Below are 25913 nucleotides of genomic sequence, written 5' to 3' on the forward strand. Positions count from 1 at the left end.
TCAGCGAAGCAGGGTGGGGAGGGATAGTGGGTCAAACTTGATGGTTCGATGCCATCAAGCTTGACATTTTCCTAGTTGGCAGCACGATTAATCCCGTGCTTCGCTGAACCAACTGGACTTTCTTGGCAGTGAATTGTCCAAGACGCTTCCAAGAAGCATCACTTACGGAAACTTGTTTTTCGGTATCGCCACTCACCCAACCAAAATAGACTTTGTTCCCTTGAGTGGCTTGAACGTAGTCGCCTTTCCTGAATTCATGACGAGTTACAGTACCACCGTACTTTCTCCTAGTTCCACCCTTTGCTGGAACCATAAGGTGAAGTTGGCGACGCGATACCGGGGGACGGCGAATTATGGTAAAGGTCGCAGGCGTGATTTGTACTTTCTCACTCCACCCCATTGTTTGACGGTTAATCATGCCGTACTGGATGAAAGTGCTACAAGCTAAAGCAACGCCGTCTACAGCATGAGTTGCAGGGATTGCGTCACCCTTAGAATGTTTTTGTTTGCACAATCCTAGTTGCTGTCTGATGTTTGCGGTCTGCCAACCCTCAACCTCTTTAACCTTGGCATAAGCTGCCAGATTCTTTAATTGCCATTTTTGACCAACCATAACAGGGCTAAATCCCTTGCCACCACGCGCTTTTACTATTTCGTAGGCAATTGTGGTAATGGGATAAATCAGCGATAATTCGTCAACGATTCGTAATTCCAATTCGCGGTTAGCCCGGATGCTTGGAGGTAGTTTCCATTGACGACGGTTGTCAAATCGTTTTTGACGATGGGCGCGTTTACTGAACGCAATAGAGCGGTTAATCCGTCTGCCTCTACGTCCTCTCCGCATCATGGCGCGTTGCTCCATGCGGTCTTTAACTGTCTTGAATGGCAGATGTAAATGAGCCAACCACAAAGTAAATTTGGCAGACTGCACTCCAATACCCGCGTATAGCTTTCCAGGGTCGATGCCAACTGCAATAGCTTGTGTGTTCTGAGTTTTAGGGCAGCTAATTAGTTGAATCTGAAAAATGCCAAGGTCGTTATATATAACTCGCGCTTTCCCTTCTTTTAACCAGCGTCTAGCACGACTAGCTTTTGTTGGCATTAATAGATTGCCTGACGGCGATAAAACTGGTACTCGTAACATGGTGATAAACCTCCGAGTAAAGTATTAAGTCCCCTCGCCCAGCACAACTAAGATGGCTTGGCTTTCCCAACGACTAACCAAATAGTCTTGCAGATACTCCGAACTGGGGAAGTATTCGGAAGTGCGTACCAAGTTGTGCCTCAGTGGGCTAGTCAAACACGTAAGATTTGGTTCTTACAAGCCCCACCTTCAACGAAGTAAGGTGGGGTTATTGACAATCATGTTAGTGGAAGGCTAATTATTCACAATCCTACTTAGTAGAACAATGTTTCTTTCCACAGCAATTTTGATGAGGACGTTAATTAAAAATGCTACTACATTTAAGTACCTGGCCTGAAGTTGAAACTTATTTACAGCAGTCTACAGGTATTATTCTGCCGATTGGTTCCACAGAACAACATGGCCCCACCGGATTAATTGGTACAGATGCTATTTGTGCAGAAGCGATCGCGCGTGGTGTGGGTGAAGCCACTCAAGCTATGGTAGGGCCGACAATCAATGTAGGCATGGCACTACATCACACCGCTTTCCCTGGTACTATAAGTCTGCGTCCCAGTACTTTAATTCAAGTAGTACGAGATTATGTCACTTGTTTGAGTAAAGCAGGTTTTCGCAAATTCTACTTTATCAACGGACATGGCGGTAACATCGCCACCCTCAAAGCCGCTTTCTCTGAAACCTACGCCCATTTAGAAGACTTACATATCCATAATGCACATCAGGTGCAATGTCAAGTTGCTAACTGGTTTATGTGCAGTTCAGTATATAAACTCGCTAAAGAATTATACGGCGATCAAGAAGGCTCCCATGCCACTCCTAGCGAAGTAGCCGTTACCCAATTCGTATATCCCGAAGCCATCAAGCAAGCACCCCTCTCACCAGAAGTCGCCAAAGGACACAGAATTTACAGTGCAGCCGATTTTCGCCTGCATTACCCAGATGGACGTATGGGTTCCAATCCCGCCTTAGCTACCCCAGAACATGGTAAGCAGTTTTACGACGCAGCAGTCAAAGAACTCAGTAACAGCTACTTAGAATTTGTAAACGCAGAATAAACATTTGGGGATGGGCTAATCATCCCATCCCCTGATTAATCAACTCTGCGCAATCCCTTCTAAACGGGCTGCTTGTTGTACCGCCGCAGATACAGCAGTGACAACGCGATCGTCAAATACTGAAGGAATAATATGTTCCCGATCCAAATCTGCCGGCTTAACTAAAGACGCGATCGCACTCGCCGCTTCTAAATACATTGTGGCGGTAATTGTCGGTGCTTGACAATCTAAGGCACCACGAAAGACTCCCGGAAAAGCCAGCACGTTATTAATTTGATTCGGGTAATCGCTACGCCCAGTCGCCATCACCGCCACATTTTTAGTCACTAGCTCCGGCTGAATTTCCGGGATCGGATTTGCCATTGCAAACACGATCGCATCTTTCGCCATTGCTTGCAACATCTCTGGAGTCAAAACTCCGGGTACACTCACACCAATAAACACATCTGCGCCTTGCAAAGCACCAGCTAGGGTACCTTGAGCCTTAACTGCAAATTCCCGCTTTTCCTCTGTTAAGTCAGTCCGACTCAGAGAGAGAATACCTTTGGAATCGCACATCCAAATTTTTTCAGCCCCAGCTTTACGCAGTAATCGCGCGATCGCTACTCCCGCCGCCCCAGCACCGTTAATCACAATCCGCACTTCTGCAAGTGACTTGTTAACCAGTTTCAACGCATTAAATAACGCTGCGAGGGTGACAATTGCTGTACCATGCTGGTCATCATGAAATACGGGGATATTTAATTCTCGCCGCAGTCTCGCTTCAATTTCAAAACAGCGCGGGGCGGCGATATCTTCCAAATTTACACCGCCAAACACCGGCGCAATATTTTTCACTGTACGGACAATCTCATCTGTATCTTGGGTTGCCAAGCAGATAGGGAAAGCATCGATACCCGCGAATTCTTTAAACAGCATCGCTTTACCTTCCATTACTGGTAAAGCCGCATCTGGCCCCAAATTTCCCAAGCCCAAGACAGCGCTACCATCAGTAACAATGGCCACCGTATTCTTTTTGATGGTTAAGTTATAGACTTCCTCAGGATTTTGGGCGATCGCTGTACAAATCCGCCCCACCCCTGGAGTGTAAGCCATAGCTAAATCGGAAACACTTCTGAGGGGAATGCGGCTAGCAATGCTGATTTTACCGCCACGATGTAAATTAAAAGTGCGATCGTACACATTCACAATTTGAATGTGAGGTAATGCTTTTACCGCTTGCACAATAGTTTCCGCGTGTTCAGTGCTAGCTGCATCCACAGTAATATCGCGGGTAGACTCTTTGCGGCTTTGCTCGATTAAATCAATTTGTCCTAATAGTCCCCCATTAGCAGCGATCGCCTGGGTAACAGAAGCCAGCATCCCCACACGATTGGGAATCTGCAAGCGGAGTGTCAAACTAAAACTAGAATTAGGAGTGAGGTTGGTCATTGTGATTTGAGAATTTAAATTTCACATCTTATATTGAATTGTTGATTAAAAATCCTTTGAAATAGCAAATGTCATATTTTATCAATCTAAGCCAGTTACAATTTCCGAAATGTACTCAGCGACACCAGATGCGATCGCTGTCCCAGATTATTCATCACTCAGCATCATCCGAGTAATTCCTGTGCCTACAGCGTTCCTTGCTCTGACTGCATCTGTGATTCCACGAAAAAAGCGCCCTCTAATCAGAGAGCGCCGTTAAATTATATTAACCGAAGATTAACCTTGAATCTCAGCATCTACAAAAGCCACAGGTATTACCTCACCGCTAGCCAAATCTAGGGGGAAGTTATGCGCATTGCGTTCGTGCATCACTTCAATCCCTAAATTGGCACGGTTCACCACATCAGCCCAAGTAGCAACTGTACGACCTTGAGAATCAAGCACTGATTGGTTAAAGTTAAAACCATTCAAATTAAATGCCATCGTACTGATACCCAAAGCCGTCAACCAGATACAAACTACAGGCCAAGCCGCCAAGAAAAAGTGCAAAGAACGAGAATTATTAAAGCTGGCATATTGCCAAATTAAACGTCCAAAGTAACCATGAGCCGCGACAATGCTGTAGGTTTCTTGTTCTTGCCCAAATCTATAGCCATAGTTAATCGATTCAACTTCAGTTGTTTCCCTAACTAGAGAGGAAGATACCAAGGAACCATGCATCGCGCAGAATAACGAACCGCCGAATACACCTGCTACCCCTAACATGTGGAAGGGGTGGAACAGAATGTTATGTTCTGCTTGGAAGACAAGCATGAAGTTAAAGGTACCACTGATACCTAAAGGCATCCCATCAGAAAAACTACCTTGACCAATTGGGTAAATTAAGAATACAGAAGTCGCAGCCGCTACAGGTGCTGAGTAAGCCACGCAAATCCACGGACGCATACCCAGACGATAGCTTAACTCCCATTGCCGACCCAACCAACAAAAGATGCCAATCAAAAAATGCAAAACAATCAGTTGATAAGGGCCGCCATTATATAGCCACTCATCCATCGAAGCCGCTTCCCAAAGTGGGTAGAAATGCAACCCAATCGCATTGGATGTAGGTACAACAGCACCAGAAATAATATTATTACCGTAGAGCAAAGAACCAGAGACAGGTTCGCGAATCCCGTCAATATCCACAGGTGGTGCCGCAATAAAGGCAATAACGAAACAAATTGTTGCAGTTAACAAAGTAGGAATCATTAATACACCAAACCAGCCGATATAAAGCCGATTTTCAATGCTAGTAATCCATTGACAGAAACGATCCCACTGGTTACCGCTTTCGCCTCTTCTGAGAATAGTAGTCATGGCTTTATCATTGATAAATTGCTGAAAAAAACCTTCTCAATCAGTAAAAATTGAGAATTATGCAGTTTTCAAACATTTTTGCCAAATACCTTCTCCCTAATCCCCAGGACTTTTTGATAATGCCTCACACCATAAACTATTACTCACTCACTTCCCCAGGGAGAGGGTGTGAAAAATAGGGAAAATTATTCCTGGTTATAAGATCAGGTTTTACATAATTTTTTTGTATTTATCAACAATATTTTCATGAAGTTTAATTGCAGGCATTTTTTTGAATTCTTCAATATAAAGATTTTAAATATTCTAGTAAAAACTTTAAGTGATTTTTGAAAACCACTTTTTTCTTAATCGTAAAATCACTGAAAAATTATCACAAAATCTCATATCCATAGTATCTAAGCTAGTTTGCGCCGCATCTAGTGAGATTACTCAAGCTATTAATTCCAGTTAGTAATACTATGATTCATACATTGATTTTTTCTTTATTTTGATTGATGTATTTAAATTATTACCGATAAACAAAGTCAAAAATAATACAAAGTAGCCTAATAAAAAAATTCTCTGTACTGAAAACAATTAAGGGATGCACTGCCACAGACTTGAAAAGGTTACTGCTGATTACTCTGAGTATTTCCAGTTCAACATTTGGTTATATGGAAAAATCCATGCTTCGTAATGTAAAAAATGTTTCCATTCATCAACTAGTGGAACTTCAAGTATCACAAACCCCTGATGCTGTAGCAGTCGTTTTTGAAAATGAGCAACTGACATATCAACAGCTGAATCAAAAAGCTAATCAATTAGCACACTATCTAAGAACTCTAGGGGTAAAACCAGAGACTGTAGTAGGGGTTTGTATAGAGCGATCGCTAGATATGGTAATTGCGCTGTTAGGAATACTAAAGGCAGGAGGAGCATACCTACCTATAGATTCCTCTTATCCAGTAGACCGCCTGCGTTTCATGCTAGAAAATGCTCAAGTACCTATTCTGATTACTGAAAGTAATCTAATAAATAGTTTGCCTAAATATCAGACAAACATTATCTGTTTAGATACTGATGGAGAATTAATCTCTAAATACAGCATTACTAACCCTGTTGGTGAAACCATTCCTGACCATTTGGCCTACGTCATCCATACCTCCGGTTCCACTGGTACACCTAAAGCTGTGTCTATGACCCACTGCTCTCTAGTTAATCTACTAGAATGGCAATTTCAAACATCAGTTGTCTCTTTGGGCGCAAAAACGCTACAGTTTGCCCCTATCAGTTTTGATGTTTCTTTCCAAGAAATCTTTTCAACTTTAGGAACAGGAGGCATCCTTGTGATGATCTCTGAAAAGACCAGACGCGACACGATATGTTTATTGCAATTACTCGATGAAGCTAGAATTGAGCGTTTGTTTGTACCCTTTGTAGCACTTCAACATCTAGCAGATGTTGCTGCGTCTAGAGGTATAGCACCTGCAAGTTTGCGAGAAGTGATTACAGCAGGCGAACAACTCCGTATCACTGAAGCAATATGTAATTGGTTTAATCAATTGCCTAATTGCACTCTATATAACCACTATGGGCCTTCTGAGACTCATGTGGTAACTGCTTATAAGCTGGTAGGCGCTCCTAAAGATTGGCAATTGTTACCGCCGATTGGTCGTCCAATTTCTAACACTCAAATTTATCTGCTAGATTCTCAATTAAAAGCTGTTCCAGTAGGTGCTACTGGTGAACTATATATTGCTGGCATCAGTCTAGCAAGAGGCTATCTCAACGATCCCAATCTGACGGCACAAAAGTTCATCAATAATCCATTCTCCGCAAACCCTGATGAGCGGTTGTATAAAACAGGTGATTTAGCTCGTTATTTACCAGACGGCAATATTGAATATTTAGGTCGAATCGATCAACAAGTAAAGATTCGTGGCTTCCGAATTGAACCTGGTGAAGTTGAAGCAGTACTAGAAAAACATCCGTATGTGCAGGAGTCATTAGTTGTAGCAAGAGAAGCTACAACTGGAAACAAGCGCTTAGTTGCTTATATTGTTGCCAATGGGTTGGCAAGTCCTGAAAGGCTTTCAGTTCCTTTTTCTAGAGAATTAAGGCAATTTCTACAAAAGCAGTTGCCAGATTATATGTTACCCTCAGCTTTCGTCATATTAGAGAAATTACCCTTGACTCCTAACGGCAAGGTTGATCGTCGCGCGCTACCTCTTCCTCAATGGAACCGAACCCAGGAAGGAAGCTATGTTGCACCTGTAACTGTTGTAGAAATTCAAATTGCCCAGATTTGGAGTCGGCTACTAGGGATAGAAGAAGTTGGTGTTTATGATAACTTTTGTGAATTAGGCGGATATTCATTTCTCGCCGTTAAACTAATTGTTCAAGTTAACGAAGCGTTTCAGCTAAACATCCCTCTAGATAAGTTTTTACAAAACCCTACAATAGCAGGTTTAATTGAAATTATTAATGCAATAAGACTTGATAAAAATGCTCTTGAGCCACTTAATGATATGGAAACTGAGCTATCTCTAGACCCAGCTATTTATCCTGAAAATATATTGGCAGATCCCATACCACAGTTTTTCTTAACAGGGGCTACTGGTTTTTTAGGAACTTTTCTTCTGCATGAACTACTATATAAAACTCGTGCAGATATTCATTGTCTTGTCCGTTCAAGCAGCATAGAAGAAGGTCAAGCCAAAATTAAAAGTAGTTTACAACGTTACCACCTCTGGGAGGAAAGCCTAAGTAGCAGAATAATTCCTGTCTTGGGAGACTTAAGTCAGCCAAAGATGGGTATAGAACCTGCAAAGTTTTTCAGATTAACAGAGAAGATTGATATGATTTACCATTGTGGAGCATGGGTAAACTTAATTTATCCCTACCCAGTTCTAAAAACAGTCAATGTTTTGGGAACACAGGAGGTTTTGCGTTTAGCTAGCCAGACTAAAATCAAGCCAGTGCATTTTATCTCAACAGTAGATGTTTTATCATCAGGCAATAGCAATCATATTACTAAATCTTATAGAGAACAAGATTTTATAAGTCCCAGCAAATTTTACTCTAGTGGTTATGCACAAAGCAAATACATTGCTGAGAAGTTGGTAATGATGGCCTATTCTAGAGGTTTACCTGTATCAATATATAGACCCAGCAATATTATGGGACATAGCAAAACAGGTATTACTCAAACCAATTCCTTAGTCACAAAAATTATTAAAGGTTGCATTCAAATGGGTATTGCTCCTCAAATAGATGCAGTATTGAACTTAGTACCAGTGGACTATGTCAGTCAGATGATTGTCAGTCTGTCACAGCAGCAAAATATTTATGGTCAAGCTTTCAATATAGTCAATCGCAGACCTATAGAGTGGATAAATCTAGTTGATGCAATTAGTAGGATGGGTTATCCACTTCAGTTGGTCTCCTATAAACAATGGTATAAAAAGTTACTTATTATTTCCAGCCAGTCCTCAGAAAATATTCTAGCTCCGATAGCAGATATCTTTAAAAATCACAATTTTTTTGAATTACTGGGTGCATTTGATTTTGATTTTGGGAACAATATTAGTACTGATATCAACCGCTCAATTATCGATTTTCCAATCAATGACGATCTACTTTCTGTTTATTTTTCCTACTTTATTAAGAGTAACTTCATTCATGCCCCAGTTCCACATGACCTATTGCGAGATTTGAGAGTACCAGAACCTAGATAAAAAATAACTATTCAGCATCCAATACACAATTTTAAAAGCATGAAAAGATACTTACCCAAGTCTCTGGGTTCAACACTACTTACCAATGTCTTAAGTAGTGCTTTGATAGGGTTAAGTGGTATGTCCTACTTCTTTTATCAAGCCTTGGAAAGTCGTGCTAAAGAAGAGATTCAAGGTCATCTTAGTACAAAAGTATTGTCTATTGAAGGACAACTGGGTAGGGCGAAACAATCAATGCTAAATCTAGCTTCTGTAGTCAAGAGCATGGATCGCATGGGTACTAGAGATCCAGATGCCTACAAAAAAATGATTTTTGACATGTTCCAGGAAAGAACATCCTTAACAATGGCTCTCGGCTTTGGTCAAGCTGCCTTCCAAATAGTGCCAGATCGTCAATCTTATTGGCCTTATTTTTTGCTAGACCAAAACGCTCCTGGACAAATAGGTCAGACTTTACCACTTCCATACGAACATATTCGATATGGTGATGTTTGCCAAGTTGACCTTGATTGCCTTGAGAAGGAATATTATCAATTACCAGTAGCAGCAGGAAAAACTATTTGGTTGGAGCCGTATCAATGGACAGGAGTCACTATGACAACTGTTACAGCTCCAATATTTAATGATAATCATAAAGTAATTGGAGTTGCTGGGTTAGATATTAACGTAACTGCCCTCAGTAACGAGCTGAAAGTTCCTGCGAGTTGGGGAAATAGTTATTTCGCAATTTTCAGCGAGAAGGGTAATCTTCTCGCTTATCCACCCGATCCAACAAAAGCCAAAATCTTAGCAACATATCAGGATTTACCCAATCTTAAAAAGATATGGCATAAAATCGGAAAAAATCAAGCTGGTTTGATTCAAGCCGAGGGTACTTACTGGGCATATCAAAGAGTTCCAGAAACAAACTGGTTGATGCTGGCTGTAGTACCCAAATCAGTTGTTTTGACTCCAGTATTATTTATTACTATTGGGTGTGCTTTAGGCGCTGGTATGGTACTAGCATTAGTTGTCACGCTGTTTATTCGCAGACTCAATAAACGTTTACAACCTATTCTAGAAGAATGTCATAAACTAGCAGAAGCAGATACACAGAGAACACTACGTTTGGTTCAAGATAGCAAAGTAGCAGTTAATAGTATTCAAAAACAAAGATTAGATTTAGAAAATGCAGATGAATTAGATGTTTTAGCACAATCGTTTAACCAAATGGCGGTTCAATTAAAAGAGTCTTTTGAGGATTTAGAACTGCGCGTTGAAGAACGTACTGTGGAATTGAAGGAAGCTAAAGAATTAGCTGATAGTGCCAATCGTGCTAAAAGCGAATTCCTAGCTAATATGAGTCATGAATTACGTACTCCTCTCAACGGAATTCTCGGTTATGCCCAAATTTTGCAAGCTTCAAAAAGCTTATCAGATAAACAGCAGAAAGGCATCAATATTATTAATCAATGCGCTTCACATCTGTTAACTCTGATTAATGATATTCTTGACCTATCGAAAATAGAAGCTCGGAAAATGGAGTTGTATCCTACAAGTTTTCATTTTCCTTCTTTCCTCCAAGCAGTTTCTGAAATTTGTCGTATTAAAGCCGAGCAAAAAGGGATATCTTTTGTTTACCAGCCTGACGGATTACTTCCAATAGGTATCCATGCTGATGAAAAAAGATTACGCCAAGTTTTAATTAATTTATTAGGTAATGCTATTAAGTTTACGGAAAAAGGTAGTGTTACATTTACAGTCAAAATTCAGCAAATCAAAAATGCTTATCAAGATGAATCATCTACCTACCAAATTCGCTTTATGGTGGAAGATACTGGTGTAGGAATGACTAGCGAGCAATTAGAGAAAATATTTTTACCATTTGAGCAGGTAGGTAACGTTAAAAAACAATCAGAGGGAACTGGATTAGGTTTAGCTATCAGCCAAAAAATTGTGGCTATGATGGGCGGAACTATAGAAGTAGAAAGCCAACCCGAAAAAGGTAGTATCTTCTGGTTTGATGCAGAAATATCTGAATCTAGAGAATGGGCAGATAAATCTAAGGTTTCGCAACAAGGAACGATTATTAGTTTTCAAGGTGAAAAACGCAAAATTTTAGTAGTTGACGATCGTTGGGAAAATCGCTCTGTATTAGTGAATCTACTTGAGCCTATTGGTTTTGAAATTGTAGAAGCAAAAGATGGTCAAGAAGGATTAGAAAAAATAGCTGAATCTATACCTAATTTAATTATTACAGATGTGAGTATGCCAGGAATGAATGGGCTAGAGATGATCCAACACTTGCGAAATTCTCCTGATTGGAGTCATCTCAAGATAATTGTTTCATCCGCAAGTGTATTCGACTCTGATAAACAGAAGAGTTTAGATGCAGGCGGTGATGACTTTCTTCCTAAGCCTGTGCAAGCATCTGAGCTATTTGAAAAACTACAAACCTATCTAGAATTAGAATGGATTTATGATGATAATGATACAAATTCACCAATTACACAAGAAGTCGTACTACCTCCAATTGATGAATTACAAAAATTATATGAACTAGCTTTAAAAGGTCGCATTAAAGCTATACAAAATCAACTCAGTCAAATTGAAAAAATAGATACTAAATTTAGACCTTTTGTGCAAGAATTACAACAATTAGCGCAAAGCTTTCAAATAGAAAAAATTCAAACTATTATGGAGAAATATATCAAAAATCAATAATTTTACCTGGCGTTTGCTAAAATCTATTTATTAACAAAAAAATTAGATAAAATAATGCAGAATTCAGACACAAATTTAATTTTAATTGTTGATGATACTCCTACAAACTTAGAAGTACTTTCGGAAGCTTTAACAGATGCGGGATTTGATGTAGCGGTTGCTACTAGTGGTGAAAGCGCAATTAAGCAAATTGAATATGAACCACCAGAGCTAATTTTATTAGATGTAATGATGCCAGGAATTGATGGATTTGAAACTTGCAAGAGATTGAAGGCAAATCCTAAAACAAAACATATTCCCATCATTTTTATGACTGCCCTGGCTGACACAGTAGATAAAGTTAAAGGACTTTCTTTAGGTGCTGTAGATTATATTACGAAGCCGTTTCAGCAAGCGGAAGCTTTAGCTCGTATCCAAATTCATTTGAAACTACAAAATATTAGTATTGCTTTAGAGAAACAAAATGTACGTCTTCAACAAGAAATTCAAGAACGAGTGTCCGCAGAATTAGCATTACAGAAGTTAACGCAAGAGTTAGAGCAACGAGTATCCGAAAGAACTAAAGAACTTTCTCAAGCATTACACGATCTGCAAAAGGCTCAAGTGAAACTGATCCAATCAGAAAAATTAGCGACACTGGGTCAGTTAGTAGCAGGTGTAGCACACGAAATCAATAATCCAGTCAACTTTATACATGGTAATCTTCAGCACGCTAGTTGTTATATTGAAGACTTGCTAGCCCTCATTAGCCTTTACCAGACTCAATTTCCTAATTCCTCGCCAGAGATTGCCAAGAAATCCAAAGAAATAGACTTGGAGTTTATCCGCTTAGATTTACCTAAAATTGTTTCTTCAATGGCAATTGGAACTCAACGGATTCAGGAAATCGTGCAATCCTTCCGCAACTTTTCCCGTCATGATGAAGCTGAAGTCAAAAAAGTAAATATCCACGATGGTTTAAACAGTACGCTGATGCTTATTGACCATCGCTTGAAGGCGAAACCAGGCTATCCAACGATCCAAGTGATTAAAGATTATGGGAATTTGCCGCCAGTTGAGTGCTTTGCTGGCAAAATGAACCAAGTATTTATGAATGTACTCAGTAATGCAATTGACGCTTTGGAAGAGTTAATGGCAAATGAGCAGAATTTTGACCATAAATTATCACCGATAATTCGGATTCATACAGAAGTTGTAGGAGGCGATCGCATTGCTATTCGGATTACAGATAATGGGCCGGGAATTTCCGAAGTAGTACAAAAGCGGGTATTTGATCCATTCTTTACAACTAAGCCTGCTGGTAAAGGAACAGGCTTAGGGATGTCAATTAGCCATCAAATTGTGGTTGAAAAACATGGTGGCTCTTTGTACTGTATCTCTTGCCCAGGAAATGGTGCAGAGTTTGTCATTGAGATTCCCATTCGGCAGGAAAATTTTTCTGAACCCAGTTGGTGGGAATCCCCAGACATCTTAGAAACCTCTGTACAGAATTCAGAATCTTCTCTTATTGCCCAAATATAGGCATGAGTGAACAAATTCAGTCAACAACTCACTACCAGTCAGCTATTCACTCCAGGTTTTGACACAACCAAGGATGAAAACATCTCTTAAGAGTCAACAGTCAACAGTCAAGGCTATTTTCAAGCTAGTCCCTCATGGGAAAAACCCACAACCAAACAGAAAAATCTGTCTTTCCCATGCCCGATGCCCAATGCCCCATGCCCATTTTCAAACTAGAGCCATTTAACTCATAACTGTGGCTTATTTTTGATATACCCTACCATTGCGGACTTGTACTACTGGATGATTGCACCTACGTACTAGTTGTTCATCATGAGTAGTTACAATTACTGTTGCTCCAAAGGAATTTAACTTTTGGAGAATCTGTATCACTTGCCAAGAATTATCTGGATCGAGGTTTCCGGTTGGTTCATCCGCTAAAAGCAGTGGTGGTGTTCCAACAATTGCTCGTGCAATGCTTACACGTTGTTGTTCTCCACCAGAAAGTTGATCGGGAAAGGAGTTCGCTTTAGAAACCAAACCCACCAGCTTTAATGTAGGTTCTAAACGACGTTGAATTTCTTTTCTGGTATATCCTTGAGCTTGCAGGACAAAAGTCACATTTTCAGCTACTGTCCGTTGGGGAATCAGTTTATAGTCTTGAAAGACAATCCCAATACGTCGCCTTAATAAAGACAAGCGATCGCCCCGCAACGCGGCAATGTTGCAATTATCTACAATCACTTCCCCTTGGGTTGCTAACTCTTCACCATAAAACAGTTTCAACAGAGTTGATTTACCAGAACCGCTAGGGCCAGTAATAAATAAAAATTCTTTTTGTTTTACCTCTAGGTTCACATCTAATAATGCGTGACAGCCATTAGCATAGGTTTTTGTGACAGCACGCAATTGCAATATGAGATTAGTACTACTATTTGGCTGGTCAGTTTCTCTGCCTTCTGGATGTATAAAGTTGTGATTGGTTTCCTGAGTTGTTAAGAGCGGCATTACTGAATAGTTAGGAATATATAGATCGTGTAACTGGGAATTTGCATACAAAATAATGATTCCCAGATTGAAACAGGGAATTTCAAATTTCCCATACAAAATTAAAAATTTATTTTGTCCGCAATACGCAAAAATTACTACTCAGAAATTATCTGCTGAAGAATATACAAGCCTAAATGTATTCACCAAAAAATTATCACCCCAAAAGGGTGATACTCATCTGTCGCTACCGCTACACTAACGGCAATCACTTTTGACAATCATCGTACTTTTAGGGCAGTGATTCTTGGGCTGAATCTTGCCTCTACCAGCTGGTGCTAGTTTTGGTATTACGGTTTCATGGCTTGAGAAAGCCTAACTAATTGCCCCTCTTGCCGTCAAATGATAAACAAAAGCTTTTAAGGCGAACTCTGGCAAAGCTAACATCCGACGCCAGCGCCAAGGTTCTTGATAAAGGCGATATAGCCACTCTAAATTATTATTGCCTAACCAAGCTGGAGCGCGATTTTTCGTACCTGACCAAATATCAAAACTACCACCAACACCAATCCAGATCGCTTGAGGACATAAATAGCGGTGTTGAGCAATCCATAATTCTTGGCGCGGTACTCCTAAACCTACAAAAATTACTTGTGGCTGTAATTGGCTGAGAGTTTCCCGTAATTTTTCTTCTTCTTCTGGAGAATGGTAACCGGAATGAGTACCGACTACATTTAAACTAGGAGTTTTTTGTTGACAGAATTCTGCGGCTTTTGTCGCGACTCCAGGCGCTCCACCATAGAAAAATACCTTAGCAGGGTTCTGTTGTTTTCCCAATTCTCGCAACAGTGTTTCTGCTAGTTCAATTCCAGGGCAACGTTCCACTTTTTGCCATAACAACCATCGCAAATACAGAACTACTCCCGCTCCATCGGGAATCACTAACTCGGCATCTTGAATGACTTTAGCTAAGGCACTATTACGTTCTGCCTGCATAGTCATTTCTGCATTGAGCGTGACTACATGAGTTCCTTTGCCTTGTTGCAGGCATTCTAGCAACCAGCCAGGATAGTTAGGCATCACATGAACTGGTATTCCCAACACTGAAAATGCTTTAGGCGATTTAGACATAGACGATTTTTACTTTAGCCTCACACCACAATCTCTCGAAGGTTAGTTTATCAAATTTTTTAATATATTGTCTGAGGCTATTTTAGCTATCAGCAATTTATAGTGATGCATATAATACTCAATAAATTTTCTGATAAGTTTATTGGAAAAATTTGATGCTAACTATGGAAATTTTATTTGATGGGTGAACTTAGATTTTAATACCAGATACTATAGATTTTACCAACTAATAATGAGAATTAGCATAAATATTACCTATTCTTAGTAAGAAAAATATCTTATGTTAAGATAGGTAGTCGCTCTGGTGAAAATTTTTGGAAATATCGGCAATGACTCATACTTTTTGGTAAGTACAAACTTCGTAAGTATTTACCAGTCGCTAAAGAATGCTCTGGATAGATTGGGCAATGTATGTATATGTAACTCTGGTTCAGAGTTCATGCTAGCTACTTAAGTAGCAGCTTCTCTATTATCAGGCTGTAATCAGTGTCACCTCCAGGCAAATCTTAACTCCTTCATTAATCCCAAATTAATTATCAGTATCAGCAAGATATAAGAAAGAGGTGTGTTACCCCCTTGTGGTATCTGCTTGAGCTAAAAGCCTGAAAAAATAGTCTTTCCAGCTTTTCCTGGCAGTGGATATTTTGAAGCGATCGCTTTAGTGTTTGGGCCTAGCGCAACTCCTATATCTCAGCGCAAGGTAGAATAAGGATCTGAAAATTACCTATTCCCTAAAGATCCTAGTGGTTGTGTTTGTGCTGTAATTGTTGTAAATCTCTAGCAATAATCAGCAAAATAAAAACTCCATCCCCTTGTGGGCGGAGTTTAGGAGCGTGGTCAGTTGTCAGTGGCAAAGAAATATATACCACTCACAAGGGGACGGGGTATTAAACCAATCCAAAAACAACTGACTACTGACAAATGACAAATGACTCCGAAGCGCAATAAATTTAATTGCTAACCACTGCATTGAGTTGGGGTTTAGCTTTCTTAATTCTATGATGAGATTGTCACTTTCCTGAGAGAATGAATGCCTATGGCATTGGTAGCACCTTCACGTGTTAGCCTTACTCATAAAGCATTTCTACATTTTTGTACAAATGTTGGTGACTGCATTTCTTACAAGTTTTGAGTAAACTCGATTTTACAGTTTAAGGTAGTGTAACGGGCGGAAGTTGACTATGAGTAAAATTCGTATTGCTCTGATTGAAGATCATGACCTCACCCGTGTGGGTATTCGGACAGCACTACTGCAAAAAGAGGAAATTGAAATTGTAGGAGAAGCTGCCAATGCTGCGGAAGGTCTGAAAATGCTGAAAACCCTACAACCGGATATTGCGATTGTAGACATTGGCTTACCAGATAAAGATGGTATTGAGTTGACGCGGGAGTTAAAGTCTACGAGTAATGGCTCAGAGTTAAAAACTAAGGTATTAATTTTAACACTGAGAGATAATAAAGAAGCAGTACTTGCAGCTTTTGCGGCTGGCGCTGATTCTTACTGCATGAAGGATATTAAATTTGATAATTTGCTAGAGGCAGTGCGAGTCACTTACAATGGCAATGCCTGGATAGATCCGGCGATCGCGAGGATTGTCTTACAACAAGCACAACAAAATCCAGCTAAACAAGATTTAGTATCATTAGAGACTCGAAATAACTTTAATAACTCTGGCACTGGGGAGGCTCAAGAACATATAGATCCTTACATCCTGACAGAAAGAGAATTAGAAGTGTTACAGTTGATTGTCGAAGGTTGTAGCAATGCAGTCATCGCAGAAAGGCTTTACATCACAGTGGGGACAGTGAAAACTCATGTCCGAAATATTTTAAACAAGCTATGTGCTGACGATCGCACTCAAGCAGCAGTTCGTGCTTTGCGCTCGGGATTGGTTGGCTAAGTTGAAGTTGAGCCATTTTCTGTTCGGAAACGAAGGATGATAAAAAATCTACAACCCCAAGCAAAATATTTGCGTGCAAAGTGGGTATCTTTTCTATAGGACTTCTATTTGATTTGTGCGCCTGCTAGCTATATACCCTGGAAAGAGCTTTCTTTTCTGGTGGTTATCGCTTGCCTACACTATATGGTGTTGATTTTTGATTATGTCATTATTTATTAGGTGTCATAAAAATAACACTTTTGCTCAATACCAGTATCCAAAAAGTTAAAGTCACATATGACTGAAATCGAGGGAAGCAAACTCAAGCTCATGGTGGTAGATGATGAGCCAGATAATTTAGATTTACTCTACCGCACTTTTAGACGGGATTTTGATGTATATCAAGCCAATCACGCCCTGAGTGCACTGGAAATATTAGACAAAGAAGGCGAAATGGCTGTGATTATTTCTGACCAAAGAATGCCAGAAATGAACGGCACGGAATTCTTGAGCCGCACGGTAGAGCGTTTTCCCGATACAATCAGGATTTTGCTGACTGGTTTTACTGATGTCGAAGACTTGGTAGATGCAATTAACTCAGGTCAGGTATTTAAGTACATCACCAAACCCTGGAATCCTCAACGGTTAAAGGCACTGGTTGAACAAGCTACTGATACTTATCGCTTAGTTAAAAAAAGAACTCAAGAGTTACGCAGAGCTTTACGGCGAGAATCTTTATTTAATGCCGTGACAACAGCAATTCGCGAGTCTTTAGACTATGACAGTATGCTGCAAAAGATAGTCGCAACTATTGGCGAAACATTTGAAACTACTTGTTGTTTCTTGAGGCCTGTTGAGGGGGATTGCTTAACGCCAGATGTTTTCTCTTATCAAGCTCCTTATTTCAATGCCTTAACAGACACATTTGACCCTAGCTCTTTAATTGAAAAAGTATTGGCAACTCGTCAGTATCAACTGACTCAAGGTACAGATGACGGAAATCCTTGTCATCAATTAGTTGTGCCATTGTCTTACCAACAACAACTGCTGGCTGTACTGGCTCTGTACCAAAAAGGGCAAGATCATTCTTGGCAGCATGAAGACATCGAATTGATTGCGGGTGTGGCTGAACAAGCGGCTTTAGCCTTGTCTCAGGCAAAACTCTATCAGCGCTTGCAAGAAAAACAACACCAAATTCGCGCTGAATTAGAAGTTGCTCGGCAAATTCAAAATAACCTACTCAGACAAAGTTTACCTGATATTAAGGGGGCGAAAGTACAAGCTTGCTGCTATGCGGCGCGGGAAGTAGGCGGAGATTTCTTTGAGGTGTTTGTTCATCCCAAAGGCGACTTATGGATAGCGGTGGGTGATGTTTCGGGTAAAGGCGTACCAGCAGCTTTGTTTATGGCTAGTGCGATTTCCGTGTTACGCAGAGAACTATCTCAAGAAACACCAGCTGCGCCAAATATAGTCATGCAAAATCTGAATTATGCTATGTCCGATGATTTGATTAGCAACAATTGCTTTATCACTCTCGTCTTAGCATGTTATACCCCCAGTACTAAAGAACTTGTCTATGCTAATGCTGGGCACATATATCCTTTACTTTGGTCGTCTAGGAGTGAACTAGAACAACCACAATATCTCAAGGTTCGCAGCGTTCCCTTAGGTATCTTGCCGAAATGGCAAGCTCAGTCTGGCAACTTAGTATTAAATTCCAATGATATATTGCTGCTAACCAGTGATGGAATTACAGAAGCAATGGTATCAAATAGTGTGTTTAAATGTAAAAATACCGAAGATAATGGTCAGGTATCTAGCAGATCTATGCTAAATCAAGACGGTCTTTGGCAACTTTTACAACAACAACCGAAACCCCTTTATCTTAGTGATTTATTGACTCGTATCCAGGCAAACAGCCCAGTTCAAGAAGATGACCAAACTATACTTTCATTGGAGGTTTTGTAAGTAATGAAAAGTGAGCTACATGTACCTAGTGACTTGAATTTTTTAAATATTGTCGAAAACTGGTTGTTAGGATGCTTAAAAATCCAGTTAGGAGAATCGGTTGATTGGTCACGACAATCAAGTCGTTTGCGGCTAGCTTTGGTAGAAGCTTACTCTAATGTGGTACGTCATGCCCATAAGGAACAGGCTAATTTACCAGTATTACTGCGTTTGGAATTGAAAAACCGGGATCTTGCTTTGGAAGTTTGGGATTACGGTGAAGGTTTCGATATGTCTACCTACTTTCCTCCAAATCCTCTGGAAAAACAAGAAGGAGGCTATGGTTGGCTAATTATGAACCGGTTAATGGATAAGGTAGAGTATCAGTTACAGGTAGATGGTGCTAACTGCTTGAAGTTAGAAGCTACTTTACCAGAACTAGTGAGTTAAATTTTCTGCCAATATTGAGAAATGTAAACGACACTGATAACTTTTGCTAAATTTATTTGATTTATTAGTGTTATTTATCAGACTATTAAGACTTAAGGTAGGACTTGCGATCGCATCTAGCATCGATCAACCATGCTAGGTGCTAACACTTACCTGAAATAAAGTCTTAAGTCATGTTTCTTCCTATGGAAGTTTTATTTTGTTTGTCACCACGCTATCGCCTTGATGATGAATTACCTTGGCTAGAGGGAATTGACCCCAGTCGTCACTATTGGGTTGCAGTGAATGGCAACAGTAATTTAACAGTAGCTATTCCGGGATTAACAGTATCTAGCAAAAGTGAACTGAAGCAAGCTATTGAGCGCTTCCGCTCTCTAGAGCCTGGAGAACAAATGACTTTGACCAGAATGGCCAGTGATTGTCAAATTCACTGTGTTAGCGATCATTGTTACGCAGTAGAAGATAAAATCAATGGCGCACCAGTATGGCATTTATTTGATCGCGAAACTTTAGATAGTTTGTTGATGACAGCACACCCCGATTGGCAATGTGCGCCATCTGATGTGGAATTAGGGAGAAAATTGTTATTTAGAGCTTTTCAGGAAACTGCTGTTTCTCAAAGCTAAGAAAATTAAGATTTGAATTGGCTGTTAGCTGCTTAATCGCGACGCATAGCCAGCAACTCTTGCGGCGAAGCTAGGAGTTTAATTCTAGTTTCTACTATTTGTCTTTGCTGGTTGAGAATAAATAGCCATAAGACGTTAACGCCACACCAGGATGTGAAGGCTTTTCCGGCTACCTGGACTTTAATTTGTGCGTTAGGTAAAATTTCTGTGATTCCTTGCTGTGGCTCGGCTTTGATACCTTGAGCTTCTTGTTCTAGGTAGGTTGCGATCGCATCTGTCCCCACAAAACCAGATTCAAATGGCGGATACATGATACCATCTTCAGCAAACAAGGCTGCTGTGGCTGTAAATTCTCCGGTGTTGAGGGTTTGAAAGTACCGCGCAATTGTGGTTTCTGTAATTCCCTCGATAAAAAATTCTTCTGTTTTTGTTGTCGCTTTGAATTCAGCAGCTTTCATAAAGTTACCTTTGTTAGACTAGCTAAACATTCATCTTCATCACAAAGCCAGACAAAAAAAAGCTGCTATTGGTATATATTGCTTTGTTATTGGCAAGTCTTTCTCCGGATAGAGGCGAATAACAATTCAAAATTCAAAATTCAAAATTCAAGACATTTTCAGTCTGGGATTTAAACCCCCACTGAAAATCTACTAGGTGTAGACTAAAGAGTCTTAAGACCTTGAATGTAGGATAATTAATAATTCGTAATAGTTTAACTTTACTCATTAATTAAATAATCCGCAAACGCTAGACTTATATGGGTCTTGGCGTGACGTTTGATGTAGTTTTAATAAGTTATCTATGTTTCTCGCTAACGATCTGAAAAATAATAATTCACTGATGCTAGACTGCTCTGTGATTTTTAATATACCCGTAGGTTGGGCAATGTTCTCCAAATTATAATCTGGCGAACATTGCCTTTCTTAGTTGCAAATTGCCAAAAGTTTAGTCAGCGAAAGGGTCAATACCCATGTCGGAGACTACCTTGCGGAAGACTGTGATTTGTTGACCAAAATCTAGTTCTCTTAATGTTTTGAGTACTTGTGCAGCATCACGAGAGATTTGATAGCCTGCTGGTACGGGTACAACTGTTCCTTGAACCATTAATTCTGATAATTCATACCAGAAAGCCAACTTAGTATTGGTACCGAGAACGCCATAAGAACGAGAAAATTGAGTATTTCTTTTAGCAGCTAAGTCGCGCATTACCTCTAACTGCTGTGTATGAGACATTTGTTTAATTTGTTGCAGCAGACCTTCTGCGAATTGTAAACGAGCTGCACCGGTAGCGGCTGGAGTGATGGAACGTCCCATTTCGGTGTATGCGTACCACAGTACTGCTAGTTGGTCATCTACATTGAGGCTTTTAAATACAGCAATGCTGGAGGTAACAACATCACCTGCTTGGATGCTGTAATTGAAAGCTGAAGAAAAACGGGTTGAGGCTGAATCAGAAGTGAATGTCATGATTGCACCGCAGTCAATTTTATAAGTTTTCTGCAAAATAGTAGGAGGCGTGCATCACTCTGGGTTGCTTGTCCTCTTGATTTACATCTTGCAGCATTTCTTAATAAACCGCAAATAAAATTTACAAATGGTATGGATAGTAAATTAAACACTAAGGTATTGACTGTAGAGAGTAGAATTGAAGTGCCGCCATTAGGCAAAATTTATATAAGATAAATGAATAACTCTGGCATAACCACAAGTGATGTGGTAAAGAAAAAAGCTCAGGAGTTGGGATTTCATAAGGTAGGGATTGCGGCTGTAGATGGGGTAGACGAGATAGCAGCGCAACGTTTACAAGCATGGATAGCCTTGGGTTACAACGCCGATATGGGATGGATGGCGAACCCCAAGCGTCAGGATATACACTTAGTGATGCCAGAAGGGCGATCGCTAATTTGTGTAGCATTAAATTACTACACCCCACATCAACGTCCAGAAGGTGAGGAATACGCTAAGATTTCGCGTTATGGCTGGGGGAGAGATTATCACAAGGTGATGGATAAAAAACTCAAGGCTTTGACTATCTGGTTGCGATCGCAAAGTGAAGATGTTAAAGCCATATATTATGCAGATACAGGCCCGGTACAGGATAAAGTTTGGGCGCAAAAGGCTGGTATTGGTTGGATTGCCAAAAACGGGAATGTAATTACGCGAGAATACGGTTCTTGGGTATTTTTAGGGGAGATTATCACTAATTTATCATTAGAGAGCGATCGCCCCGCTACGCAACATTGTGGTACCTGTACTCGCTGTTTGGATGCTTGTCCTACTGGTGCAATTACTAGTCCTTATGTAGTAGATGCTAATCGCTGCATTGCCTATCATACAATTGAAAATCGCGCTGAAACATTACCTGAAAGCGTCCAATCTCATTTAAATGGCTGGGTTGCAGGTTGTGATATCTGTCAAGATGTTTGTCCGTGGAATCTCCGTTTTTCTCAGGAGACTGATGTGGCAGAATTTCATCCTTATCCTGGGAATGTGGCACCGAAGCTGATAGAATTAGCAGAAATCACAGATGAGGAGTGGGAACGACAATTTCCAGCATCAGCTTTGCGGCGGATTAAACCAGAAATGTTACGACGTAATGCCCGTGCTAATCTAGACGCATCCAGGCAACAGAATGACTCAGAAAGTAATTATCTTTGATTTTGATGGCACGATTGCAGATACATTAGATGCGCTTGTAGGTATTGCTAATCGTTTAGCTTTAGAGTTTGGTTATGTGCAAATTTCTCCCCAAGAATTAGCTTTGTTGAGGAATTTAACATCAAGGGAGATTATTAAATATTCGGGTATTTCGGTTTTGAAGATACCTTTTTTAGTTAAAAAGGTGAAATCAGAGTTAAAAAATAAAATTCACGAATTTAAACCTATCTCTGGAATTCAAGAAGCATTGATAGAACTCAAGCAGCATGGTTACAAACTGGGGATTATTACTTCTAATTCTCAAGATAATGTAACGGAGTTCCTAAAAATTAACGAGCTAGCAAGTTTGTTTGATTTTGTTTATTCAGGTGTGACAATTTTTGGGAAAACAACAATTATCAATAATGTGTTGAGACAAAAGCAAATTAAACCCCAACAAGTTATTTATGTGGGCGATGAAACTAGAGATATAGAAGCATCGAAAAAAGCTAATATTAAGGTGATTGCAGTAGGTTGGGGTTTTAATTCACCAGAAGTGCTAGAAAAACAAAAACCTGATTTTTTGATTCATCATCCCAGCGAGCTTTTAAATGTAGTTCGTAATTCGTAATTCGTAATTCGTAATTCGTAATTTTTAGCGAGGTTTATTAGCTGTTGAGATTGCAAATTGTGTATAGAATACGCTTTGATTGCTGAAATTATTTGTATAGGGGGGAACAGGGAACAGGGAACGGGGAACAGGAAAGAAGGAATCAAAGTGTATTGAGTTTTTTCAAAAATAAAATAGTAATCCTATATATAATTCCTGTTTAAATAATAAGATAGGTGGGCAATGCCCACCCAAAAAATATTGAGAAAATATGGAGATTATTTCAAATTTTCCACTGAATTGGTATATTCGTAATTACGTAATGGTAGTTTTTAATTCAATACAGTTCAGTTAGCGCCAAAAACCTTAAGCTGCGTAGGTTGGGTTGAGGAACGTAGACGCGGAGCGGCTTCCCGCAGGGTAACCCAACATGTTCATCGGTTTGTTGGGTTTCACTTCGTTCAACCCAACCTACAATTATCCTTAACTGAACCGTATTGGTTTTTAATTACGAATTACGAATTACGAATTATTAATTTTTTGCTTGCCCTTTTTCTAAAGCTTTTTGCACTAAATCGTCATCAATGCTGGCTACACCTTCTGTTCTAGAACCTGCGACTTCCTTAGCCATATCTGCATAATCATCGGGATTACCAGTTGCTTGGGTTTCTAATCTAGTTTCTTCTGGCTTAGGAACTTCTAATTTAGGTGCTGTTGCAGCTGCTGCGGCTTTTGCGCCTTCACCTGTGCGATCGATTTCACTAACGCTAAATTGCTGTGCTGCGGCGTAATCAGCTTCAAAATCTACTGTTGGTGCTTTTTCTTCACCAGCAGCGATGTTTTCTGCTGCTAACTGTGCGTCATGGGTAGGAGCTTCGTTAACATTAGGCTTAACTTCATCAGGCATAAATTTACTCCTCAGTATTTTTTCAATTGCTGAGGTTATCGTATCAAAACGATCCCCGATCTTCTTGGTTCCTTTAGAGATATTCTTACCTCTATGAATAGGTAGATAAAAACTGTAAATTGCTATAAATTAATCTCTTTCTCTTGGCAGTGGATTCTGATTATTAAATTCTGTTAACCCTAAGTTTAGTATGTTAAATTGCTTTGGAGATAAATCATGACTGCAAGCAAAGATAAAAGCGTTTCACAAGCTTTAACTAATGAAACTCAAAAAGTAGTTGCAGATTTTAATAGCTTAGATACTGATGCTAAATTAGCCTGGTTTTATTTTGTTTATGAAAAAATGGGAGATTCCATTACTCCGGCTGCACCTGCTGCTGCGGAACCAAATTTAGCACCAATTTTACTAGGCGATTATTTGGAATTATCTGATGATGAACAATTAGCAATTATGCGGCAAATTGTTAATGGTGAAGCTAGCGATTATTCTCGTGCTTATGGTGCGTTAAAAGAAAATAATCAGCTGTTGGTTTGGTATGTTTGGGCGGAAGCAATGGGCGATAAGGTAGTTGATTTATCTGAAGATTACGATACTACAGATAAAATTGACAATCTGCTTTCCCAACTAGAAGGATTAGATTTTGAAGCGCAAATGTCTGTGCTGCGGACGATCGCATCCCAAATGGGCTACAGTGATGTCAAACCTGTAGAAACCCAAGCACAGACAGGTAAAACACCTAGCTTGTAAGCTATTAGGACTTACGCAGTGTCAGATATTTTTCATGCTTTTTGTCAATGGTCAATAGTCCATAGTCCAAAAACTTGAATTTTGACCATTGACTTTTGACTTTTGACCACCCTTGTGAGGGTTTTTGTGTTCGGTGCGTAAGTCCTAGCTATTTCCCACTAAGATACAGCCATCTGAGTTAAATCTGCTGGGGTGAGGTGGGAGTGAACGACTTCACCATCGCGGAACCAGACTATACGCTGAGTTTGACGGGCTACCTCTGGTTCGTGGGTAACCATGACAACTGTAATTCCACTGGCGTTTAATTCACTAAATATATCCATGACTTCTTGGGTAGTGCGGGAATCGAGTGCGCCAGTGGGTTCATCAGCAAGGAGAACAACGGGACGGTTGACAATGGCACGAGCGATCGCTACTCTTTGTTGTTGTCCGCCTGATAGTTGGGTGGGTTTGTTGTTGAGACGCTTTTCTAAGCCGACTTTAATTAAAGCTTCAGTAGCGCGATCGCGTCTTTCTTGAGGATTGATTCCTGCATAAGCCATTGGTAAAATGACATTTTCTAGGGCTGTCAGTTGAGGTAATAAATGGAATTGTTGAAAGACAAACCCTAGTTTTTTGTTGCGAATATGTGCCAAGGCTTTATCGTTCATTTGCGCGACATCGACGTTATCTAAATAGTAGCTTCCAGAACTGGGGCGATCTAAACAGCCGATAATATTCATAGCTGTAGATTTACCAGAACCAGAAGGCCCCATAATTGAACAATATTCACCTTCATCAATAGTCAAATTCACATTATTAAGTGCTTTGACTTCTGTTTCTCCACTACCGTAAATTTTAAAGATATTTTCTAAACGAATAATTTTCATTTGTCAATGGTCAATAGTCAATTGTCAATTGTCAATGGTCAATAGTCAGCGATGCACTGAGCTATGAGCTTTTTTTTAAGTCTACGGAATACTCACCGGTGTTAACTTAAGGTCTGGAGTTTAGACTAAACACATGACAAAGTAACTCAGGATAACTGAGTGACAAGCTTTACACCCAAAAATGGAAAAATCAACGAATTAAGTAGATTGTGGT

Annotated in this window: 21 protein-coding genes; 12 read left to right on the forward strand and 9 right to left on the reverse strand. The window is 40.0% G+C overall.

The annotated features are described in order from the left end of the window. Positions 1–31 precede the first annotated feature (31 nt). A complete protein-coding gene (locus AACW45_RS06395; protein ID WP_190632196.1) occupies positions 32–1144 on the reverse strand; it encodes an RRXRR domain-containing protein in 1113 nt (370 codons plus the stop codon). A gap of 308 nt (positions 1145–1452) precedes the next feature. On the opposite strand from AACW45_RS06395, the gene AACW45_RS06400 reads away from it, so the two are divergent. After that, positions 1453–2199, forward strand: coding sequence for a creatininase family protein (locus tag AACW45_RS06400; protein WP_190632198.1), 747 nt, complete (start codon positions 1453–1455; stop codon positions 2197–2199). A 39-nt stretch (positions 2200–2238) separates the two neighbouring features. On the opposite strand, the gene AACW45_RS06405 is transcribed toward AACW45_RS06400, so the two are convergent. Beyond that, complete coding sequence (locus tag AACW45_RS06405) at positions 2239–3630, reverse strand: malic enzyme-like NAD(P)-binding protein (protein ID WP_190541237.1); 1392 nt, start codon at positions 3628–3630, stop codon at positions 2239–2241. A 109-nt stretch (positions 3631–3739) separates the two neighbouring features. On the opposite strand from AACW45_RS06405, the gene AACW45_RS06410 reads away from it, so the two are divergent. Continuing rightward, positions 3740–3889: a hypothetical protein gene (locus AACW45_RS06410; protein ID WP_190541234.1), complete on the forward strand. Its 150-nt coding sequence runs from the start codon at positions 3740–3742 to the stop codon at positions 3887–3889. 17 nt (positions 3890–3906) lie between these two features. Here AACW45_RS06410 and psbA read toward each other — a convergent pair whose 3' ends face one another. Beyond that, a complete protein-coding gene (gene psbA, locus AACW45_RS06415; RefSeq protein WP_190632199.1) occupies positions 3907–4989 on the reverse strand; it encodes a photosystem II q(b) protein in 1083 nt (360 codons plus the stop codon). Between the two features lie 665 nt (positions 4990–5654). Here psbA and AACW45_RS06420 point away from each other — a divergent pair. Genes AACW45_RS06420 through AACW45_RS06430 form a run of 3 tightly spaced genes read left to right on the forward strand, consistent with a single transcriptional unit; the run spans position 5655 to position 12929 of the window. Continuing rightward, a complete protein-coding gene (locus AACW45_RS06420) occupies positions 5655–8705 on the forward strand; it encodes a non-ribosomal peptide synthetase family protein (protein WP_242045553.1) in 3051 nt (1016 codons plus the stop codon). Between the two features lie 39 nt (positions 8706–8744). Then, a complete protein-coding gene (locus AACW45_RS06425; RefSeq protein ID WP_190632203.1) occupies positions 8745–11408 on the forward strand; it encodes a hybrid sensor histidine kinase/response regulator in 2664 nt (887 codons plus the stop codon). A gap of 54 nt (positions 11409–11462) precedes the next feature. Further along, positions 11463–12929, forward strand: coding sequence for a hybrid sensor histidine kinase/response regulator (locus AACW45_RS06430; protein WP_190632206.1), 1467 nt, complete (start codon positions 11463–11465; stop codon positions 12927–12929). Between the two features lie 240 nt (positions 12930–13169). Here AACW45_RS06430 and ftsE read toward each other — a convergent pair whose 3' ends face one another. Together ftsE and AACW45_RS06440 are read right to left on the reverse strand one after the other, a co-directional pair. Next, positions 13170–13916, reverse strand: coding sequence for a cell division ATP-binding protein FtsE (ftsE, locus tag AACW45_RS06435; protein WP_190632208.1), 747 nt, complete (start codon positions 13914–13916; stop codon positions 13170–13172). A 354-nt stretch (positions 13917–14270) separates the two neighbouring features. Beyond that, on the reverse strand, positions 14271–15026 hold the full coding sequence (locus tag AACW45_RS06440) for a WecB/TagA/CpsF family glycosyltransferase (RefSeq protein WP_190632210.1): 756 nt from the start codon (positions 15024–15026) through the stop codon (positions 14271–14273). Positions 15027–16207: 1181 nt separating this feature from the next. Between AACW45_RS06440 and AACW45_RS06445 the strand changes: the two genes are divergently transcribed. The 4 genes from AACW45_RS06445 (at position 16208) to AACW45_RS06460 (ending at position 19929) form a co-directional block, all read left to right on the forward strand. After that, positions 16208–16927 carry a response regulator transcription factor gene (locus AACW45_RS06445; RefSeq protein ID WP_190632213.1) on the forward strand — a complete coding sequence of 240 codons (720 nt, stop codon included), beginning with the start codon at positions 16208–16210 and terminating at the stop codon, positions 16925–16927. A gap of 276 nt (positions 16928–17203) precedes the next feature. After that, positions 17204–18874, forward strand: coding sequence for a SpoIIE family protein phosphatase (locus tag AACW45_RS06450; protein ID WP_190632215.1), 1671 nt, complete (start codon positions 17204–17206; stop codon positions 18872–18874). A gap of 3 nt (positions 18875–18877) precedes the next feature. Beyond that, on the forward strand, positions 18878–19303 hold the full coding sequence (locus AACW45_RS06455; RefSeq protein ID WP_096645078.1) for an ATP-binding protein: 426 nt from the start codon (positions 18878–18880) through the stop codon (positions 19301–19303). A 185-nt stretch (positions 19304–19488) separates the two neighbouring features. Next, entirely contained in the window at positions 19489–19929 is a 441-nt protein-coding gene (locus tag AACW45_RS06460; protein ID WP_190632242.1) for a hypothetical protein, read from the forward strand. 32 nt (positions 19930–19961) lie between these two features. Here the strand turns inward: AACW45_RS06460 and AACW45_RS06465 are convergent, their stop codons facing one another. Together AACW45_RS06465 and AACW45_RS06470 are read right to left on the reverse strand one after the other, a co-directional pair. Further along, a complete protein-coding gene (locus AACW45_RS06465; protein ID WP_190632218.1) occupies positions 19962–20387 on the reverse strand; it encodes a nuclear transport factor 2 family protein in 426 nt (141 codons plus the stop codon). 487 nt (positions 20388–20874) lie between these two features. Further along, positions 20875–21396 carry an orange carotenoid protein N-terminal domain-containing protein gene (locus AACW45_RS06470; RefSeq protein WP_190632220.1) on the reverse strand — a complete coding sequence of 174 codons (522 nt, stop codon included), beginning with the start codon at positions 21394–21396 and terminating at the stop codon, positions 20875–20877. 216 nt (positions 21397–21612) lie between these two features. Between AACW45_RS06470 and queG the strand changes: the two genes are divergently transcribed. Together queG and AACW45_RS06480 are read left to right on the forward strand one after the other, a co-directional pair. Next, positions 21613–22587: a tRNA epoxyqueuosine(34) reductase QueG gene (gene queG / locus AACW45_RS06475; RefSeq protein WP_190632222.1), complete on the forward strand. Its 975-nt coding sequence runs from the start codon at positions 21613–21615 to the stop codon at positions 22585–22587. Beyond that, positions 22562–23197 (forward strand): HAD-IA family hydrolase, encoded by a 636-nt coding sequence (locus AACW45_RS06480; protein ID WP_190632224.1) that lies wholly within the window; start codon positions 22562–22564, stop codon positions 23195–23197. The genes queG and AACW45_RS06480 overlap by 26 nt, the downstream gene beginning before the upstream one ends. Positions 23198–23708: 511 nt before the next feature. Here AACW45_RS06480 and AACW45_RS06485 read toward each other — a convergent pair. Further along, positions 23709–24083 carry a hypothetical protein gene (locus tag AACW45_RS06485; protein WP_190632227.1) on the reverse strand — a complete coding sequence of 125 codons (375 nt, stop codon included), beginning with the start codon at positions 24081–24083 and terminating at the stop codon, positions 23709–23711. A 216-nt stretch (positions 24084–24299) separates the two neighbouring features. On the opposite strand from AACW45_RS06485, the gene AACW45_RS06490 reads away from it, so the two are divergent. Next, positions 24300–24830 (forward strand): orange carotenoid protein N-terminal domain-containing protein, encoded by a 531-nt coding sequence (locus AACW45_RS06490; RefSeq protein WP_190632229.1) that lies wholly within the window; start codon positions 24300–24302, stop codon positions 24828–24830. Between the two features lie 158 nt (positions 24831–24988). Here the strand turns inward: AACW45_RS06490 and AACW45_RS06495 are convergent, their stop codons facing one another. After that, positions 24989–25699, reverse strand: coding sequence for an ABC transporter ATP-binding protein (locus AACW45_RS06495; RefSeq protein ID WP_199331068.1), 711 nt, complete (start codon positions 25697–25699; stop codon positions 24989–24991). Between the last annotated feature and the right edge of the window lie 214 nt (positions 25700–25913).

Source organism: Calothrix sp. FACHB-168, assembly GCF_963889195.1.
GTDB lineage: Bacteria > Cyanobacteriota > Cyanobacteriia > Cyanobacteriales > Nostocaceae > Aulosira > Aulosira anomala_A.

Coding starts and splice junctions, on each gene's coding strand:
- AACW45_RS06395 (WP_190632196.1), bottom strand. CDS start 1,144: ATGTTACGAGTACCAGTTTTATCGCCGTCAGGCAATCTATTAATGCCA.
- AACW45_RS06400 (WP_190632198.1), top strand. CDS start 1,453: ATGCTACTACATTTAAGTACCTGGCCTGAAGTTGAAACTTATTTACAG.
- AACW45_RS06405 (WP_190541237.1), bottom strand. CDS start 3,630: ATGACCAACCTCACTCCTAATTCTAGTTTTAGTTTGACACTCCGCTTG.
- AACW45_RS06410 (WP_190541234.1), top strand. CDS start 3,740: ATGTACTCAGCGACACCAGATGCGATCGCTGTCCCAGATTATTCATCA.
- psbA (WP_190632199.1), bottom strand. CDS start 4,989: ATGACTACTATTCTCAGAAGAGGCGAAAGCGGTAACCAGTGGGATCGT.
- AACW45_RS06420 (WP_242045553.1), top strand. CDS start 5,655: ATGCTTCGTAATGTAAAAAATGTTTCCATTCATCAACTAGTGGAACTT.
- AACW45_RS06425 (WP_190632203.1), top strand. CDS start 8,745: ATGAAAAGATACTTACCCAAGTCTCTGGGTTCAACACTACTTACCAAT.
- AACW45_RS06430 (WP_190632206.1), top strand. CDS start 11,463: ATGCAGAATTCAGACACAAATTTAATTTTAATTGTTGATGATACTCCT.
- ftsE (WP_190632208.1), bottom strand. CDS start 13,916: ATGCCGCTCTTAACAACTCAGGAAACCAATCACAACTTTATACATCCA.
- AACW45_RS06440 (WP_190632210.1), bottom strand. CDS start 15,026: ATGTCTAAATCGCCTAAAGCATTTTCAGTGTTGGGAATACCAGTTCAT.
- AACW45_RS06445 (WP_190632213.1), top strand. CDS start 16,208: ATGAGTAAAATTCGTATTGCTCTGATTGAAGATCATGACCTCACCCGT.
- AACW45_RS06450 (WP_190632215.1), top strand. CDS start 17,204: ATGACTGAAATCGAGGGAAGCAAACTCAAGCTCATGGTGGTAGATGAT.
- AACW45_RS06455 (WP_096645078.1), top strand. CDS start 18,878: ATGAAAAGTGAGCTACATGTACCTAGTGACTTGAATTTTTTAAATATT.
- AACW45_RS06460 (WP_190632242.1), top strand. CDS start 19,489: ATGGAAGTTTTATTTTGTTTGTCACCACGCTATCGCCTTGATGATGAA.
- AACW45_RS06465 (WP_190632218.1), bottom strand. CDS start 20,387: ATGAAAGCTGCTGAATTCAAAGCGACAACAAAAACAGAAGAATTTTTT.
- AACW45_RS06470 (WP_190632220.1), bottom strand. CDS start 21,396: ATGACATTCACTTCTGATTCAGCCTCAACCCGTTTTTCTTCAGCTTTC.
- queG (WP_190632222.1), top strand. CDS start 21,613: ATGAATAACTCTGGCATAACCACAAGTGATGTGGTAAAGAAAAAAGCT.
- AACW45_RS06480 (WP_190632224.1), top strand. CDS start 22,562: ATGACTCAGAAAGTAATTATCTTTGATTTTGATGGCACGATTGCAGAT.
- AACW45_RS06485 (WP_190632227.1), bottom strand. CDS start 24,083: ATGCCTGATGAAGTTAAGCCTAATGTTAACGAAGCTCCTACCCATGAC.
- AACW45_RS06490 (WP_190632229.1), top strand. CDS start 24,300: ATGACTGCAAGCAAAGATAAAAGCGTTTCACAAGCTTTAACTAATGAA.
- AACW45_RS06495 (WP_199331068.1), bottom strand. CDS start 25,699: ATGAAAATTATTCGTTTAGAAAATATCTTTAAAATTTACGGTAGTGGA.